At 63.8% G+C, this 16,418-nt stretch carries 16 protein-coding genes and 1 tRNA gene; 13 read left to right on the top strand and 4 right to left on the bottom strand.

Annotated elements, in window-relative coordinates:
• Positions 1 to 138: 138 nt before the first annotated feature.
• Positions 139 to 795 carry a TetR/AcrR family transcriptional regulator gene (locus M2282_RS03535; RefSeq protein WP_206174270.1) on the bottom strand — a complete coding sequence of 219 codons (657 nt, stop codon included), beginning with the start codon at positions 793 to 795 and terminating at the stop codon, positions 139 to 141.
• A gap of 93 nt (positions 796 to 888) precedes the next feature.
• Between M2282_RS03535 and M2282_RS03530 the strand changes: the two genes are divergently transcribed.
• Positions 889 to 2,610: a thiamine pyrophosphate-binding protein gene (locus M2282_RS03530; protein ID WP_280807390.1), complete on the top strand. Its 1,722-nt coding sequence runs from the start codon at positions 889 to 891 to the stop codon at positions 2,608 to 2,610.
• Here M2282_RS03530 and M2282_RS03525 read toward each other — a convergent pair.
• The gene (locus M2282_RS03525; RefSeq protein ID WP_280807389.1) at positions 2,579 to 2,869 is read right to left on the bottom strand and encodes a hypothetical protein; all 291 of its coding nucleotides are present in this window, start codon (positions 2,867 to 2,869) and stop codon (positions 2,579 to 2,581) included. The genes M2282_RS03530 and M2282_RS03525 overlap by 32 nt on opposite strands.
• A gap of 103 nt (positions 2,870 to 2,972) precedes the next feature.
• Here M2282_RS03525 and M2282_RS03520 point away from each other — a divergent pair, with 103 nt between their 5' ends.
• Positions 2,973 to 3,752, top strand: coding sequence for a helix-turn-helix transcriptional regulator (locus M2282_RS03520; RefSeq protein WP_280807388.1), 780 nt, complete (start codon positions 2,973 to 2,975; stop codon positions 3,750 to 3,752).
• A gap of 39 nt (positions 3,753 to 3,791) precedes the next feature.
• Here M2282_RS03520 and M2282_RS03515 read toward each other — a convergent pair whose 3' ends face one another.
• Positions 3,792 to 4,238 (bottom strand): SWIB/MDM2 domain-containing protein, encoded by a 447-nt coding sequence (locus M2282_RS03515; protein ID WP_257861102.1) that lies wholly within the window; start codon positions 4,236 to 4,238, stop codon positions 3,792 to 3,794.
• Between the two features lie 155 nt (positions 4,239 to 4,393).
• Positions 4,394 to 5,320 carry a DMT family transporter gene (locus tag M2282_RS03510; protein ID WP_280807387.1) on the bottom strand — a complete coding sequence of 309 codons (927 nt, stop codon included), beginning with the start codon at positions 5,318 to 5,320 and terminating at the stop codon, positions 4,394 to 4,396.
• Between the two features lie 40 nt (positions 5,321 to 5,360).
• Between M2282_RS03510 and M2282_RS03505 the strand changes: the two genes are divergently transcribed.
• The 11 genes from M2282_RS03505 to M2282_RS03455 all read left to right on the top strand — a co-directional run bounded on the left by M2282_RS03505 (position 5,361) and on the right by M2282_RS03455 (position 15,693).
• The gene (locus M2282_RS03505; RefSeq protein WP_280807386.1) at positions 5,361 to 5,774 is read left to right on the top strand and encodes a gamma-glutamylcyclotransferase family protein; all 414 of its coding nucleotides are present in this window, start codon (positions 5,361 to 5,363) and stop codon (positions 5,772 to 5,774) included.
• A 207-nt stretch (positions 5,775 to 5,981) separates the two neighbouring features.
• Positions 5,982 to 7,301, top strand: a complete 1,320-nt coding sequence (gene aceA, locus M2282_RS03500; protein ID WP_280807385.1) for an isocitrate lyase — start codon at positions 5,982 to 5,984, stop codon at positions 7,299 to 7,301.
• A gap of 330 nt (positions 7,302 to 7,631) precedes the next feature.
• Positions 7,632 to 9,539, top strand: a complete 1,908-nt coding sequence (thrS, locus tag M2282_RS03495; protein WP_280807384.1) for a threonine--tRNA ligase — start codon at positions 7,632 to 7,634, stop codon at positions 9,537 to 9,539.
• A gap of 101 nt (positions 9,540 to 9,640) precedes the next feature.
• On the top strand, positions 9,641 to 10,264 hold the full coding sequence (gene infC, locus M2282_RS03490) for a translation initiation factor IF-3 (RefSeq protein WP_124459578.1): 624 nt from the start codon (positions 9,641 to 9,643) through the stop codon (positions 10,262 to 10,264).
• Between the two features lie 154 nt (positions 10,265 to 10,418).
• Entirely contained in the window at positions 10,419 to 10,622 is a 204-nt protein-coding gene (gene rpmI, locus M2282_RS03485; protein ID WP_007832497.1) for a 50S ribosomal protein L35, read from the top strand.
• A 24-nt stretch (positions 10,623 to 10,646) separates the two neighbouring features.
• A complete protein-coding gene (gene rplT, locus M2282_RS03480; protein WP_007832499.1) occupies positions 10,647 to 11,006 on the top strand; it encodes a 50S ribosomal protein L20 in 360 nt (119 codons plus the stop codon).
• A 112-nt stretch (positions 11,007 to 11,118) separates the two neighbouring features.
• Positions 11,119 to 12,195 carry a phenylalanine--tRNA ligase subunit alpha gene (pheS, locus tag M2282_RS03475; RefSeq protein WP_280807383.1) on the top strand — a complete coding sequence of 359 codons (1,077 nt, stop codon included), beginning with the start codon at positions 11,119 to 11,121 and terminating at the stop codon, positions 12,193 to 12,195.
• A gap of 50 nt (positions 12,196 to 12,245) precedes the next feature.
• Positions 12,246 to 14,687 carry a phenylalanine--tRNA ligase subunit beta gene (gene pheT, locus M2282_RS03470; RefSeq protein ID WP_280807382.1) on the top strand — a complete coding sequence of 814 codons (2,442 nt, stop codon included), beginning with the start codon at positions 12,246 to 12,248 and terminating at the stop codon, positions 14,685 to 14,687.
• A 2-nt stretch (positions 14,688 to 14,689) separates the two neighbouring features.
• The gene (locus M2282_RS03465; protein WP_198784729.1) at positions 14,690 to 15,061 is read left to right on the top strand and encodes an integration host factor subunit alpha; all 372 of its coding nucleotides are present in this window, start codon (positions 14,690 to 14,692) and stop codon (positions 15,059 to 15,061) included.
• Positions 15,062 to 15,134: 73 nt separating this feature from the next.
• Positions 15,135 to 15,590: a MerR family transcriptional regulator gene (locus tag M2282_RS03460; protein ID WP_280807381.1), complete on the top strand. Its 456-nt coding sequence runs from the start codon at positions 15,135 to 15,137 to the stop codon at positions 15,588 to 15,590.
• A gap of 26 nt (positions 15,591 to 15,616) precedes the next feature.
• Positions 15,617 to 15,693 (top strand) — tRNA-Pro (locus M2282_RS03455).
• Positions 15,694 to 16,418: the final 725 nt, after the last annotated feature.

The following is a 16,418-nucleotide window of genomic DNA, read 5'->3' as shown; positions in this document are numbered from 1 at the left end:
CTCCGCGCGGTCGGGCCGCTGTCTTGAATGGTTCAATTCACCAATAAGTGAATTAACGATTTTAGGAACGGCTGCGCCGCAGCGTCAACCGACGCCGCCTAGTGAATACCCGCAGGGGTTCTGTAAACGCCCGCGCGCTCAGCGCAGGACGTAGCCCAGGACCAGGTCGGTCATGTGCGAGAGGCGTTGCGCCATCGCCTTGGGCGCACGCAGGTCACGGCCGAAGATGGCCGAGAGCGTGTGGTTGTTCGAGAGGTAGAAGTAGCACAGCGACGCGATCGAGATGTACAGCTGCACCGGGTCCACGCCCGCGTGGAAGAGGTTCTCGCGGCGGCCGCGCTCGAGCACGGTGTCGAGCAGTTGCACCAGCGGCGAGTTCATCTCCTGGATGCGTTCGGAGCGCTTCAGGTGCGCGGCGCGGTGCAGGTTCTCGCTGTTGAGCAGCGTGATGAACTCGGGGTGTTCGAGGTAGTAGTGCCAGGTGAACGAGACGAGTTGGCGGATCGCCTCGACCGGCTCGATCTCGTCCAGATGCAGCCGCTGCTCGGCTTCGCGGATGTCGGCGTAGGTGCGCTCGAGCACCGCGAGGAAGAGGTCGTCCTTGCTGCCGAAGTAGTAGTAGATGAGGCGCTTGTTCAGGCCCGCGCGCGTGGCGATGCTGTCCATGCGCGCGCCGGCGAGGCCCAGTTGCGAGAACTCCTCGCGCGCCGCGGCGAGGATGGCGAGCTGCGAGCGGTCGGCATCGCGCGAGCGCGGTTCGAGCGTCTCGGTCGGGGAATCCTTCGGTGCCTTCATGGCGCGAATTTAACCATTTGGGGAATTAACGCAAGGCATGAGGAGCAGGCGCACATAATTGCCGGAGACATTGCAGCTGAGGTTCGACTTCCCATGAGTACATCACAACCCGCGGGCCACTTGATCGTCGAGTGCCTGGTCGCGCAAGGCATGGAGATCGCATTCGGCGTGCCGGGCGAAAGCTTCCTCGCGGTGCTCGACGGCTTTCATGCCTACGGTGACCGCGCGCGCTTCATCGTGAACCGCCAGGAGGGTGGCGCGGCCTTCATGGCCGAGGCGCACGGCAAGCTGACCGGCCGGCCGGGCGTGTGCTTCGTCACCCGCGGGCCGGGCGCCACCAACGCTTCGATCGGCGTGCACAACGCGTTCCAAGACTCGACGCCGATGGTGCTGTTCGTGGGCGACGTCGGCAGCGACTTCCGCGACCGCGAGGCCTTCCAGGAGGTGGACTACGGCAGCTTCTTCGGGCCGAGCACGAAGGGATTCGCCAAGCGCGTGGAGCGCATCGACGATGCGGACCGCATTCCGGAGTACGTGGCACGCGCTTTCGCCACTGCGATGAACGGGCGGCCGGGGCCGGTGGTGCTGGTGCTGCCCGAGGACATGCTGCGTTCGGAAACTTCAGCGCGGCCACTGCCGCGTGTGGAGGCGGTGCAGCCGTGGAGCGATCCGGGAGCGCTGCGCACCTTGCGGGAGTTGCTGTTGAAGTCGCGGCAGCCACTGGTGATCGCCGGCGGCGGTGGCTGGACGACGCAGGCCGCGCAGGCGCTGCAACGCTTCGCCGAGAACTGGCGCCTGCCGGTGACCAATGCCTTCCGATACCAGGACACCTTCGACAACCACCATCCGCTGTATGCGGGCGATGTCGGCATCGCGATCAACCCCAAGCTCGCGCAGCGCGTGAAGGATGCAGACCTGATCCTTGCCATCGGCCCGCGCCTGGGTGAGATGACGACCGGCGGCTACACGCTTCTCGAACCACCGAAGGCGAAGCAGGTGCTGGTGCACATCCACGCGAGCGCAGAGGAACTCAACCGCGTCTACCAGGCCGACCTGGCGATCAATGCCGGCATGAGTGCCGCGGCGCGCAGCCTGGAGGTGCTGAGCGCACCGCCCACGCTGCCGTGGGAGGAATGGACCGCGCAGGCGCATGCGGACTACGAAGCCAACCTCGTGCCGCAAGCGCTGGCCGGCATGCCGGCCGAATCGCCGCGCGGTCCGATCGACATGGCCGCGGTCGTCGCGCTGCTGCAGAAGCACCTGCCGCTGGATGCGGCCATCACCAACGGCGCCGGCAACTTCGCGAGCTGGATGCATCGCTACTTCCGCTATCACGGGCTCGCCAAGGGGCACAAGACGCAGCTGGCGCCGACCAGCGGTGCGATGGGCTATGGCGTGCCGGCCGGCATCGCGGCGAACCTGGCGACGGGGCGCGTGGCTTTCACGATCGCGGGCGACGGCGATTTCCTGATGACGGGGCAGGAGCTGGCGACGGCCGCGCAGCACGGCGGCAAGAGCATCGTCGTGCTGCTCAATAACGGCATGTTCGGCACGATCCGCATGCACCAGGAGCGCGAGTACCCGGAACGTACCAGCGGCACCGCGCTGCGCAACCCAGACTTCTGCGGCCTCGCCCGTGCCTACGGTTATGCCGCCGAGCGCGTGACGGAGACGGAGCAGTTCGAAGCCGCGCTGCTGCGCGCGCTGGCGGCCGAGACCGGCACGCTGATCGAGATCCCGCTGGACCCCGAGGTGATCACCACGCGTGGGACGCTGGCGTCGATCAGGCGCTCGGCGAAGCAGGCGGGGAACTGAACGCCGCGCGATGACGGGCCACCTCGTCGCGCAACGTGGGCGAGCGCAACTCGAACACGTCGAACAGGCCCAGCGCTTCGAGGGCGGGCAGCAGTTCGATCAGGTCGCGCTCGGCGGCCTGCTTGGCATCTGCACTGGCGTTCGGGTCCTGCAGCAACTGCGCGTTGACGAGGAAAGCACCGACCGATCCCTTGCGCAACGGGAGTCCGTTCCTGACGACGAAATCCTGTCCGTCGGGCAATACGTCCTGGGCTTGCATGTGTGTTCCTTTGAAGGTGTTGTGAAGATGGACTCGATGCTAGGCAGCGGCGCGCTTCGCGGCTTGCGGCGCGGGGCCAATCGATACCTCCGGCGGGCCAGGCATGGCAGCTGAAGCGCCGGTCAGGCTCTGGATCAACGCCTACGAGGCGCCACGCGTCACGGGCTATCACGCGCACGAGACGGGGCAGTTGTTCGCCTTGCGCGAGGGGCTGCAGGTCATCGAGACGCCTGCCGGGCGCTGGGTGCAGCCGCCCGGGTGGATCGGCTGGATCGCGCCGCGCTGCGCGCATGCGGCGCAGAGCTTCGGCGCCACGGCGGGTTGGAGCCTGCATGTCGACCCGGCGATGGCGGTTGGTCTGCCCGTCGGGCCGCATGTGTTTGCGACGACGCCGCTGGTGCAGGCGCTGGTCGACCGGCTGATATCGCTCGATGCATCGTCGGTTGCCTTCGATGAGCGTCGTGCGCGTCTTGTCGGTGTGCTGCTCGACGAACTCGCTGCGAGCGCCAAGCCTTCGCTCCATCTGCCGATGCCGCAAGACAAGCGCCTCGCTGCGATGGCCACTGCGTTGGCGAACGATCCCGCGATGCACTACACCATCGACCAGTGGGCCGATCGCATCGGCATGGCGCGCAGGACGCTCACGCGCCGCTTCGCCGTCGAGACCGGATTGAGCTTCGCGCAATGGCGGCAGCAGTCGCGGCTGCTGAAAGCCGTCGAGCTGTTGAGCCTCGGCGAGGCCGTGACGACGGTGGCGCTGACGGTCGGCTACAGCTCGGTGAGCGCGTTCATCGAAACCTTCCGAAAGAACTTCGGCTGTACGCCAGCGCGCTTCTTCGAGGAGGAAATGGCCTTGCCGCAGGCGAAAAAAAAGCCGGCATGAGCCGGCTTCTTGATTCAGGAGCGCAAGGCCCCTGGGCGCTTACTTGACGTGCTTGCCAATCAGCGCGGCCAGTTCGAACATCGACACTTGGGCCTTGCCGAAGATTTCCTTCAGCTTGGCGTCGGCGTTGATGTTGCGCTTGTTGGCCTTGTCTTGAAGATTGTTCTTCTTGATGTAGTCCCACAGCTTGCTCACGACAGCGGTGCGCGGCAGAGGCGTCGAGCCGACCACAGCGGCGAGTGCCGGGCTGGGGGTCAGGGCCTTCATGAACGCAGCGTTGGGGGTGCGCTTCTTGGCGGGAGCTGCCTTCTTTGCAGGAGCAGCCTTCTTCGCCGGTGCGGCCTTCTTCGCAGGAGCAGCAGCCTTCTTCGCGGGAGCGGCCTTCTTTGCCGGTGCAGCCTTCTTCGCAGGAGCCGCAGCCTTCTTTGCGGGGGCGGCCTTCTTTGCCGGAGCTTTCTTGGCCGGAGCCTTCTTTGCAGTTGCCATGGTTGATTTCCTTTTTTGGTTGAACATTCACCAATGAAAAACTTGCGTCTCCAGTGGCAATGCGGATGCTAAAGGAGAAAAAACGCGTTTCCAAGGGAAAAAACGGTTTTTTCATTGGGAGTTGTTGTTTTTTCAGAGGGGAGAAGCCTCGTTTTTCACGTTCGGCGCCCAGGCCAGGTCGCAAGCACCACGCCCACGAGTGCAATCGCGAATGCGAGCAGCTGTGGCGAAGAGAGGTTTTCACCGAGCACGAGCACGCCCACGAGGGCCGCGCTGACGGGCAGCATCACTGCGAAAACACCGGCCTGCGCAGCGGGAACATGGCGCAGGCCCGTCATCCAGAGCCACACTGTCCAGATGCTCGCGGCGAGTGCGTAGACCGCGAGCAGGGCCCAGATGCCGCCGTGCACCGCGCCGAAGTCGAACGACAACGCGAACCAGATGCCGAAGGGCGTCGAGAGCACGAAGCCCCAGAGGTTGATCAGCGACGCAATGCGCTTGGGGCCGAGCCGGCCGGTGAGCGACTTGCCGATCACTGCATAGGCGGTCTCGCACAGCACCGCACAGAACACCAGCAGGTTGCCGAGCCACGGCATCGACGATGAGCTGGCCGCATCGGGCGATGCAGGCGCATGCGCGGGGCTGAGGGCCAGCAGGCCGATGCCGAGCGCGGCGCATGCAATGGCCAGACCGATGCGCACCGTGATGCGTTCGCGCAGGAACAGCCAGCTCGCCACCGCGACCACCGCGGGAATCGACGCCATGATCACGCCCGCCGACACCGCGCTCGTCAGGCTCACTCCGTACAGCATGCAGATCGAGAACAGGAAGTTGCCGAGGAACGATTCGAGGAAGACGAGCCAGCGCGTGCGTGCCGTCATCGGCGGTTCGTCCGCGCCGCGCTTGAGCCAGTGAGGCATGGCCAGTGCGGCGATGCCGAAGCGCAGCCATGCGAGCAGCAGCACCGGGAACGCGGCAACGAGGGGCTTGGAGAGGGCGACGTAGGCGCCGACGAGCGACATGCTCAAGGCCAGGCAGCCGTAGGCGACGAGGCGGCCGGATGCGGGGGCAGCGGAGTTCAATAGACTGAAGTTCTTGTTGTTGCGAAAGAAAGCGGATTCGATGATGCCCCACGTTTTTGTCTACGGCACGCTGCGCCGGAATGGGCGCAACGACATCGCGCGCTTCCGGCCAGCGCCTGTGTTCGTCGGAGAAGCGAGCATTGCCGGGGCGCTGCACGACCTCGGCGCTTATCCGGGCATCGTGCTCGGCGGCGCGGGGCGCGTGAAGGGCGAGGTCTACCGCATCGAGCCTGCGGTCGAGGCGGCGCTCGATCTTCTGGAAGAAGTGGCCGAGGACGATTCGGGCGAGTACATCAAGCGCGAGGTTCGCGTGGCGGTTGGTGCGCGGTGGTTCGATTGCCTGGTCTACGAGATCCATCCTTCGCGGATTGGGGACCATCCGGTGATCGGGGACGGCGACTGGATCGCACATGCCGCGAAGAAATCACCGGCGTTTTCACCACCGAAAGATTGATTGCACATCGTGGAATGTTTGACTGCTGCGGCGCAATATTTTTTCTCAATATGAGAAAAATAATTTTGCATTGAGAAATATTCGCGTAACCCATTGATTCTGTTGAGTGAAAAATATGTCTTCTATAAGACATAAGAGTCTGCGATCCGATTACAGTTGATTCCAAGGCCGCAGCGCCCAACCCTCAATCAACCTCACGGAGTGACCATGCCCCAGACCCTCACAGAACAACTGAGCCGCGAACAACAGATTGCCGCCCTCGAAAAAGACTGGGCCACCAATCCGCGCTGGAAGGGCATCAAGCGCGGCTACAGCGCCGCCGACGTCGTGCGCCTTCGCGGCTCCTTCCCGATCGAGCACACGCTGGCCCGCCGCGGCGCCGAGAAGCTCTGGGAACTCGTGAACAACGAGCCCTACGTCAACTGCCTCGGCGCGCTCACTGGCGGCCAGGCGATGCAGCAGGTCAAGGCCGGCGTGAAGGCGATCTATCTGTCGGGCTGGCAAGTTGCCGCCGACAACAACAGCTACGCCTCGATGTACCCCGACCAGTCGCTGTACCCGGTGGACTCGGTGCCGACCGTGGTCGAGCGCATCAACAACACCTTCCGCCGCGCCGACGAGATCCAGTGGTCCAAGAATGTGAACCCTGGCGACAAGGGCTACACCGACTACTTCGCGCCCATCGTGGCTGACGCCGAAGCCGGCTTCGGCGGCGTGCTGAACGGCTTCGAACTCATGAAGGCCATGATCAAGGCCGGCGCCGGCGGCGTGCACTTCGAAGACCAACTCGCTTCGGTCAAGAAGTGCGGCCACATGGGCGGCAAGGTGCTCGTGCCCACGACCGAAGCGGTGCAAAAGCTCATCGCAGCGCGCATGGCTGCCGACGTCTGCGGTACCCCGACGCTCGTGATCGCCCGCACCGATGCGGAAGCTGCCGACCTGATCACCAGCGACTACGACGAGAACGACAAGCCCTTCCTGACCGGTGAACGCACCGCCGAAGGCTTCTACAAGACCAGGAAGGGCATGGACCAGGCCATCAGCCGCGCCGTTGCCTACGCCTACTACGCCGACCTGGTGTGGTGCGAAACCGGCACGCCCGACCTCGAGTTCGCCCGCAAGTTCGCCGAAGCCGTGCACAAGGTGCACCCAGGCAAGATGCTGGCCTACAACTGCTCGCCATCGTTCAACTGGAAGAAGAACCTCGACGACGCGACCATCGCCAAGTTCCAGAAGGAACTGGGTGCCATGGGCTACAAGTACCAGTTCATCACGCTGGCCGGCATCCACTCGATGTGGTTCAACATGTTCGACCTGGCGCAGGACTATGTGGCGCGCGGCATGTCGGCCTATGTCGAGAAGGTGCAGGAGCCCGAATTCGCGGCGCGCGACCGCGGCTACACCTTCGTGTCGCACCAGCAGGAAGTGGGCACGGGTTACTTCGACGATGTGACCACCGTGATCCAGGGCGGCAAGTCCAGCGTCACCGCGCTGACCGGCTCGACCGAAGAAGAACAGTTCCACTGATCTGCGACACACCTTTCGCGGACACTTTCGAGCCCGGCCATGCGCCGGGCTTTTTTGTGGGCGGCCCGGCCAAGCGCAGGGGCTCGAGAACGCAGGGGGCACGGCCCCGGCGGGCAGAAGTTAGAATCGCCGCCTCTGCACTCAACAAGAGCGAGAAAGGCACCTTGGTTATGACACCGCGAACTACTCCGCAAGGATTCAGCGGCTTTTTCTTCTTCGAAGCGATCGAAGGAAAGGGCCGGTAGCCCGCGCTCGCTGGTTTCTTCCAGCTCCCAACCAAGCAAAGCGCGGCATTCACCGCGCTTTTTTGTTTTTCTCCCGAGGTTTCACATGATCCAGATCACGCTCCCCGACAACTCGCGCCGCGAGTTCCCTGGCCCGGTTTCGGTGGCCGAAGTGGCCCAGTCCATCGGCCCTGGCCTCGCCAAGATGACGGTGGCCGGCAAGGTCGACGGCCGGCTCGTCGATGCCAGCGACGTCATCGACCACGACGCCAAGCTCCAGATCATCACGCCCAAGGATGACGAGGGCCTCGAGATCATTCGCCACTCCACGGCCCACCTGGTCGGTCATGCGGTCAAGCAGCTCTACCCGACGGCGAAGATGGTGATCGGTCCGGTGATCGACGAAGGCTTCTACTACGACATCTCCTACGAGCGCCCGTTCACGCCCGAGGACATGGCGGCGATCGAAGCGCGCATGCGCGAACTGATTGCGCAGGACTACGACGTGGTCAAGAAGATGACGCCGCGTGCCGAGGTGATCGAGGTGTTCAAGTCGCGCGGCGAGGACTACAAGCTCCGTCTTGTCGAGGACATGCCAGACGAGCAGTCGATGGGCCTCTACTACCACCAGGAATACGTCGACATGTGCCGCGGCCCGCACGTGCCGAACACGCGTTTCCTGAAGGTCTTCAAGCTCACGAAGCTGGCCGGCGCCTACTGGCGCGGCGACGCCAAGAACGAGCAACTGCAGCGCATCTACGGCACGGCCTGGGCTGACAAAAAGCAACTCGACCAGTACATCCAGCGCATCGAGGAAGCCGAGAAGCGCGACCACCGCAAGCTCGGCAAGGAACTCGACCTGTTCCACATCGACGAAGTGGCGCCGGGCGTGGTGTTCTGGCATCCGAAGGGCTGGGCGATCTGGCAGCAGGTCGAGCAGTACATGCGCGGCATCTACCGCGACACGGGCTACTGGGAAGTGAAGGGCCCGCAGATTCTGGACAAGAGCCTGTGGGAGAAAACGGGCCACTGGCAGAACTATCGCGACAACATGTTCACGACGGAGTCGGAGAAGCGCGAGTACGCGCTGAAGCCGATGAACTGCCCAGGCCACGTGCTGATCTTCAAAAGCGACCTGCGCAGCTACCGCGATCTGCCGCTGCGCTACGGAGAGTTCGGCCAGTGCCACCGCAACGAACCCAGCGGTGCGCTGCACGGGATCATGCGCGTGCGCGGCTTCACGCAGGACGACGGTCACATCTTCTGCACGGAAGACCAGATCCTCGACGAATGCATCGCCTATACGGAGCAGTTGCAAAAGGTCTATGCCGACTTCGGCTTCACGGACATCCTCTACAAGGTCGCCACGCGGCCCGAGAACCGCGTGGGCTCCGATGAGCTGTGGGACAAGGCCGAGCATGCGGTGATGGAATCGCTGCGCCGCTCGGGGGTGGACTTCATCATCTCGCCGGGCGATGGCGCCTTTTACGGCCCGAAGATCGAATACACGCTGCGGGACGCCATCGGTCGCCAATGGCAGTGCGGCACGATGCAGGTCGACTTCAACACGGCCGAGCGCTTGGGCGGTGAATACGTGACGGAATCGAGCGGCCGCGCGCACCCCGTGATGCTGCATCGCGCCATCGTGGGCAGCCTGGAGCGCTTCATTGGCATGCTGATCGAACACCACTCCGGCGCGATGCCCGCATGGCTCGCTCCGGTGCAGGTGGCAGTGCTCAATATCAGCGAAGGGCAGGCCGATTACGCTGCGCAAGTTGCGAAAACGCTGCAAAATCAAGGGCTTAGGGTTCAGCTGGATCTGCACAACGAGAAGATTACGTATAAAATACGGAAGCATTCGTTGCAAAAGCTCCCTTACATCCTCGTCGTGGGCGACAAGGAGAAGGAAGCAGGTGCCGTCGCAGTGCGCGCCCGGGGCAATCAAGACCTCGGAGCAATGTCCCTCGAATCGTTCGTGCAACGGCTCGTCCAGGATGTTGCCGACAAGCGTTGATTTGTCTCTGAAACACCCCATATGTTTCCCAGCCAAGTCGTGCCGCTTGTCCGCGAGGACTGCCCGGCGTTCGCTACAGATTTTGTAGCAAATTTTGAAGGATTCTGACCATCGCTACTGCATTTCGCGACCGCCGCCACCGCGAGGAACGCCAACACCGCCTGAACCGGGAAATCATGGCCCCGGAAGTCCGCCTTGTAGGCCCGGAAAACGAGCCAATGGGTGTTATGAGTCTCTCGGAGGCCCTGCGCCTTGCTGGCGAGGCCGATGTGGATCTGGTGGAGGTCGTCGCGGCGGCCAATCCGCCGGTATGTCGCCTGATCGAGTACGGCAAGTTCAAGTACCACGAGCAGAAAAAAGCGGCCGAGGCGAAGTCGAAGCAGAAGGTCATCGAGGTCAAGGAAATCAAGTTCCGGCCCGGTACCGACGACGGCGACTACAACATCAAGATGCGCAACATCAAGCGCTTTCTTGAAGAGGGCGACAAATGCAAGATCACGCTGCGCTTCCGCGGCCGCGAGATCACGCACCAAGAACTCGGTCTGGCACTCTTGCAGCGCATCCGCGACGAACTGGGCGACCTGATCATGGTCGAGCAATTCCCGAAGCTGGAAGGCCGGCAGATGATCATGATGATCGCGCCGGGCCGCAAGAAGGCCGGTGGCGGTGCTCCCAAGCCGGCAGCAGACGCTGCGCCGGCAACGGCGCCCGCGGCAACCGCCTGAGGCTTTTGCAGCAGACGAGGTTTTGAAGGGATTTCGCCGTTGCCGGCGCTTTGAAAGAAGCGCAGGCAGGGGCGAGATAAAGAAGTGTCTCGGGGCCAACAAGTCCGTGGAGTATCCGCGGCGCCTCACGAGCACAAACTAAAGGAGCATTCACATGCCCAAAATGAAGACCAAGAGCAGCGCGAAAAAACGTTTCCGCGTTCGTCCCGGTGGCACCGTCAAGCGCGGTCAAGCCTTCAAGCGTCACATCTTGACGAAGAAGACCACCAAGAACAAGCGTCACCTCCGTGGTGCAGTCGCAGTGCATGAGACCAACATGGTTTCTGTCGCCGCCATGCTGCCCGGCCGTGGCATTTAACTCAGACGAACAAGGAGTACACACATGCCTCGCGTCAAACGTGGTGTAACGGCTCGCGCCCGCCACAAGAAAGTTCTCGCACTCGCCAAGGGTTTCCGCGGTCGCCGTGGCAATGTCTTCCGCGTCGCCAAACAGGCGGTGATGAAGGCAGGCCAATACGCCTACCGTGACCGCCGTACCAAGAAGCGCGTGTTCCGTCAGCTGTGGATCGCGCGTATCAACGCCGCCTCGCGTGAACTGGGCCTGACCTACAGCCAGTTCGCCAACGGCATCCGCAAGGCCGGTATCGAGATCGACCGCAAGATGCTTGCGGACATCGCCGTGCACGACAAGGCCGCTTTTGCCGGCATCGTGGAGCAGGTCAAGGCCAAGCTGGCTGCTTGATTCTGCACAGCAGGGTGCTGCCTTCGGGCAGCTTCCTGCGCCCACGGCTCAAGGGCTGGCGCTTGAAAAGGCTCCAGCTCTTTTTTATTTCCCCTCGAAGATTTTTGTTGCCATGAACGAGTTGGACTCCCTTGCAGCCACCGCAGGCGCCGCCTTTGCCGAAGCGAAAACGCCCGCCGAGCTCGAAAACGCCAAGGCCCAGTTCCTCGGCAAGTCGGGCCGCATCACCGAGTTGATGAAGGGCATGGCCGCGCTGAGTGTCGAAGAGAAGAAGTCCCGCGGCGCCGCGATCAACGTGGCCAAGCAGGCCATCGAGTCCGCGCTGACCGATCGCCGCCAGCAACTGGCCGACGAAGAACTCTCGCTGCAACTGCGTGCCGAAGCGCTCGACGTGAGCCTGCCCGGCCGCCGCCGCATTCCCGGTGGATTGCATCCCGTGAGCCGCACCCTGGAGCGCATCGAGGACATCTTCTCGAGCATGGGCTTCGACGTGGCCGACGGCCCCGAGATCGAGAGCGATTGGCACAGCTTCACCTCGCTCAACAACCCGCCGAACCATCCTGCGCGCTCGATGCAGGACACCTTCTACGTCGACCTCAACGGCGACGACGGCATCCCCTACAACCTGCGTCCGCACACCAGCCCGATGCAGGTGCGCTATGCGCATCAGCACATCAAGAAGTACGCGGCCGAATTCGCCGCTGCTGCCGCCGACACCACCGGCACCGTGAAGGCGCCCGAGATCCGAGTGATCGCCCCCGGCCGCACCTACCGTGTCGACAGCGATGCCACCCACTCGCCCATGTTCCACCAGTGCGAAGGCCTGTGGCTCGGCGAGAACGTGAGCTTCAAGGACCTGAAGGTCGTCTTCACCGACTTCTGCCGCACCTTCTTCGAACGCAGCGACCTCGTGCTGCGCTTCCGCCCGAGCTTCTTCCCGTTCACCGAGCCCAGCGCCGAGATCGACATCCAGTTCGCGAGCGGCCCGCTGGCCGGCCGCTGGCTCGAGGTGGCCGGTTCGGGCCAGGTGCATCCGAACGTGGTGCGAAACATGGGGCTGGACCCCGAGCGCTACATCGGCTTCGCCTTCGGCATGGGCCCCGACCGGCTCACGATGCTGCGCTACGGCGTGAACGACCTGCGCCTCTTCTTCGACGGCGACCTGCGTTTTCTCTCGCAGTTCCAGTGATCCACTGACACGCCCTTTCCACACCAGAAAAACAGATCGAGATCGAAGAGATGCAATTCCCGGAATCCTGGCTGCGCGAGTTCTGCAACCCGCCCCTCGACAGCGCCACACTGGCCGAAACGCTCACCATGGGCGGCTTCGAGGTCGAAGAGCGCCGACCGGTAGCGCCGCCTTTCACGCGCATCGTGGTCGGCGAAATCAAGGAAGCCGCTCAACACCCGAACGCCGATCGCCTGCGTGTGTGCCAGGTCGACGCGGGGCAGGGCGCCTTGCTCAACATCGTGTGCGGCGCGCCCAATGCGCGCGTCGGCATCAAGGTGCCGTGCGCACTCGTCGGCGCCGAACTGCCGCCGGGTGAAGACGGCAAGCCTTTCCTCATCAAGCTCGGCAAGCTGCGCGGCGTCGAAAGCGAAGGCATGCTGTGCTCGGCGCGCGAACTGCAACTGAGCGAGGACCACGGCGGCCTGCTTGAGCTCGACGCCGATGCGCCCATCGGTGCCGACGTGCGCGATGTGCTCAAGCTCGACGACGCTCTGCTGACCCTCAAGCTCACGCCCAACCTCGCGCATGGCCTGAGCGTCTACGGTGTCGCACGCGAACTCGCCGCGCTCACCGGTACGCCGCTCAAGACGCCTGCCATCGCCCCCGTGGCCGCTTCGTTCAACGACGTGCTGGCGGTCAAGGTCGAAGCGCCCGAGCTCTGCGGCCGCTTCTCCGGCCGCGTCGTGCGCGGTGTGAACACCACCGTCGCCACGCCCGCCTGGATGGTCGAGCGCCTCGCGCGTTGCGGCCAGCGCAGCGTGACGCCGCTGGTCGACATCTCGAACTACGTGATGTTCGAGTACGGCCAGCCCAGCCACATCTTCGACCTCGACAAGATTCATGGCGGCCTCACGGTGCGCTGGGGCAAGGCGGGCGAACAGCTCAAGCTGCTGAACGGCACCACGATCACCGTCGACGACAAGGTCGGCGTGATCGCCGACGACCGCGAAGTCGAATCGCTGGCCGGCATCATGGGCGGCGATGCGACGTCCGTCTCGGACGACACCCGCAACATCTACGTCGAGGCCGCGTTCTGGTGGCCCGAAGCCGTGCAGGGCCGTTCGCGCCGCTTCAACTTCTCGACCGATGCGGGTCACCGCTACGAGCGCGGCGTGGACCCGAGCCGCAGCGTCGAGATCATCGAGCGCATCACGCAGTTGATCATCGAAATCTGCGGCGGCGAAGCCGGCAAGATGGACGACCAGACGCTGCATGTGCCCGCAGCTGTGCCTGTCACGCTGCGCGTGGCGCGTGCTGCGCGTGTGATCGGCATGCCGCTGACACAGGCGCAATGCGCCGATGCGCTGAGCCGTCTCGGCTTTGCGATCACCGAAGGCGAAGGCACGTTGACCGTGACCCCGCCGCCGCACCGCTTCGACCTGCTGATCGAGGAAGACCTGATCGAAGAAGTCGCGCGCCTGATCGGCTTCAACAACCTGCCGACCACCGCACCGCTCGCGCCCATCACCGCCCGCGTGCGGCCCGAAGCGCAGCGCAGCCGCTTTGCCGTGCGCCGCAGCATCGCGGCACTGGGCTACCAGGAAACCATCAACTTCAGCTTTGTCGAGGCGCACTGGGAACAGGACCTCGCCGGCAATGCCAACCCCGTCAAGCTGCTGAACCCCATCGCCAGCCAGATGAGCGTGATGCGTTCGTCGCTGCTCGGCTCGCTGCTGCAGGTGCTCAAGTTCAACCTCGACCGTAAGGCGCCGCGCGTGCGCGTGTTCGAGCTGGGCCGCGTGTTCATGCGTGACGACAGCGTCGTCACCACCGACAGCACGGTACGCGGCGTGAACCAGCCGATGCGCGTGGCAGGCCTTGCCTGGGGCGATGCTGAAGAAGCGCGCTGGGACGGCAAGGCGCAACGCATCGATTTCTACGACGTCAAAGGCGATGTCGAGGCGCTGCTCGCGCCGCTGGTGCCGAGCTTCGAGCCGGCCGAGCATCCCGCATTGCACCCCGGCCGTTCGGCCCGCATCTCGGTCGACGGCAAGGCCGTCGGCTTCGTCGGCGAACTGCATCCGCGCTGGCGCCAGAAGTGGGACTTCGCGCAGGCACCCGTGCTCTTCGAACTTGACCTCGATGCAGTCACGGCGCGCCCCGTGCCGGTGGCGCAGCCGGTGCCCAAGCACCAGGCCGTCGAGCGAGACATTGCCATCGTGGTCGCGGAGGCCGTCACCCACGACGCGTTGATGCAAGCGATCCGCTCGACCGCGGGCACACAGGGCTTGCTGCGCGATGCAACGCTGTTCGACATCTACCGTCCGCAGCCGCTGCGCGAAGGTGCCGTCGCGGCACCCGGCGCACTGGCGCAGGGCGAGAAGAGCATGGCGGTGCGCCTGAGTTTCCAGAGCGACAGCGCTACCCTCACCGACGAGCAGGTCGAGCCCGCAGTCCGTGCAATCGTCGAACAATTGGGCGCCAAGCTGGGCGGCCGCTTGAGAGGATGAAGATGAACGCCGCCGAATTCACGCTCGAGGCCCTCGAAACGCCGGCGCTTACCAAGGCGCACCTGGCCGACCTGCTGTTCGAGCAGATCGGCCTGAACAAGCGCGAGTCCAAGGACATGGTCGAGGCGTTCTTCGAGCTCGTGGCCAACAGTCTTATCGAAGGCACGGACGTGAAGATCTCGGGCTTCGGCAACTTCCAGATCCGCGTGAAGGCGCCTCGGCCCGGCCGCAATCCGCGCACCGGCGAAGCCATTCCGATCGGCGAACGTCGCGTCGCCACGTTCCATGCGAGTGCCAAGCTCAAGGAACAGATTCACGGAAGCATCGAGCAGAGCGGCTCATCCGAAGTCGAGTGGAGCCTGGGCACCGAATAGTGCTTGGTGCTCGGCGGTTGCGTAGAGTAATCTCTCAGGTTTGCCGCGCACCGTCTTGATTTCAATGGAAATAATGGAGAAAGCGCTCCCGCCGATTCCTGTCAAACGCTACTTCACCATCGGTGAGGTCGGCGAACTCTGCGGCGTCAAGCCGCACGTGCTGCGTTACTGGGAACAAGAGTTCACGCAGCTGCGGCCCATGAAGCGCCGCGGCAACCGTCGCTACTACCAGCACCACGAGGTGCTCATGATCCGCCGCATCCGCGACCTGCTCTACGACCAGGGCTTCACGATCAGCGGTGCGCGCAACAAGCTGCAGGAGCTCGTGCAGGGCGAGCGCGATCGCCGCAAGTCTGGCGAAGTGCCGCTCGAAGGCATGGAGGCGATCGAGATCGACCAGGAAGAATTCGATGCCGCCGTGCAGGACAGCCCCGAGCCGGCCGCACCGCGCACGGTCGATCTGTCGCAGTTGTTGCACCTTCGGCGCGAGCTTTTTGAAATTCGTGAGCTCCTGACCGTCGGACACTGATTTCAGCCGGCTATAATTGCGGGCTTCGGTGTGTGGCGCAGCCTGGTAGCGCACTTGCATGGGGTGCAAGGGGTCGAAGGTTCGAATCCTTTCACACCGACCAGTATTGACGGGGGTTAGCAGCGTAGTAGTTGCTAACCCCTTTGTCATTTGCGGCGCCCGTGCCCTAGATGTGCCCTAAATTGCTGGGGTTGGCTGATGCGTGGACCGATGGGCGCCTTGCCCGCGCCGCCAGCGCCCCGCGGCTTATGGGGGCCGGCGAGGCTTGTACCTTGCGAGCCAACCGCCTGCAAAGCCGACTTTGCGAACCTCGTGCGGCTGCAAGGGAGCTTCCCTGGGGCAAGCCTACTAGGTGACTCCTGGGCCACGCCCCGCGCGAGCCGGACCGGCGGCGCCCACTCCGCCAAACCGAAGCTCCTGTAGCAGGGACTGCTACAGGAGCTTTTTGCTTGGGGCGCCCCACTTTGCGGCGGCCGTACGCTGGTCTACCAGTTTTCGCTCATATTCAGTTGAGCGCTGCCAATCGTCGTCCTTGGTGTTCCTTAGGCCTAGCTCGATGCCGCAGCTGGGTTCCCGCCCCTCGATTTATGGCATCGAACTCACGGGGAATCCGGGAAATATGTCCAATAATGGACAAAAAGTCCAGAATTTGGTATAAAATTGGTTTACGGGTGTAGGCCTGCCAGCGAAAGCTAGGCTAGCCGGTGCCCGTGTCAGGTGGACCTGCCACCTGTAGCAAGCAGCCGCAATAGGCGCCGATTTTCCCGGTGGCCGTTGCGGCTGTTTTTCTTCCCGTAAACCCTGCGCCCCTCAAGCACGCACACCTCG

Origin of the sequence: Variovorax boronicumulans (genome assembly GCF_029892485.1) — a bacterium.
GTDB classification, from domain to species: domain Bacteria; phylum Pseudomonadota; class Gammaproteobacteria; order Burkholderiales; family Burkholderiaceae_C; genus Variovorax; species Variovorax boronicumulans_B.
The sequence above is the reverse complement of the archived record's forward strand: the minus strand, read 5'-3'. Positions and strand labels throughout refer to the sequence as shown.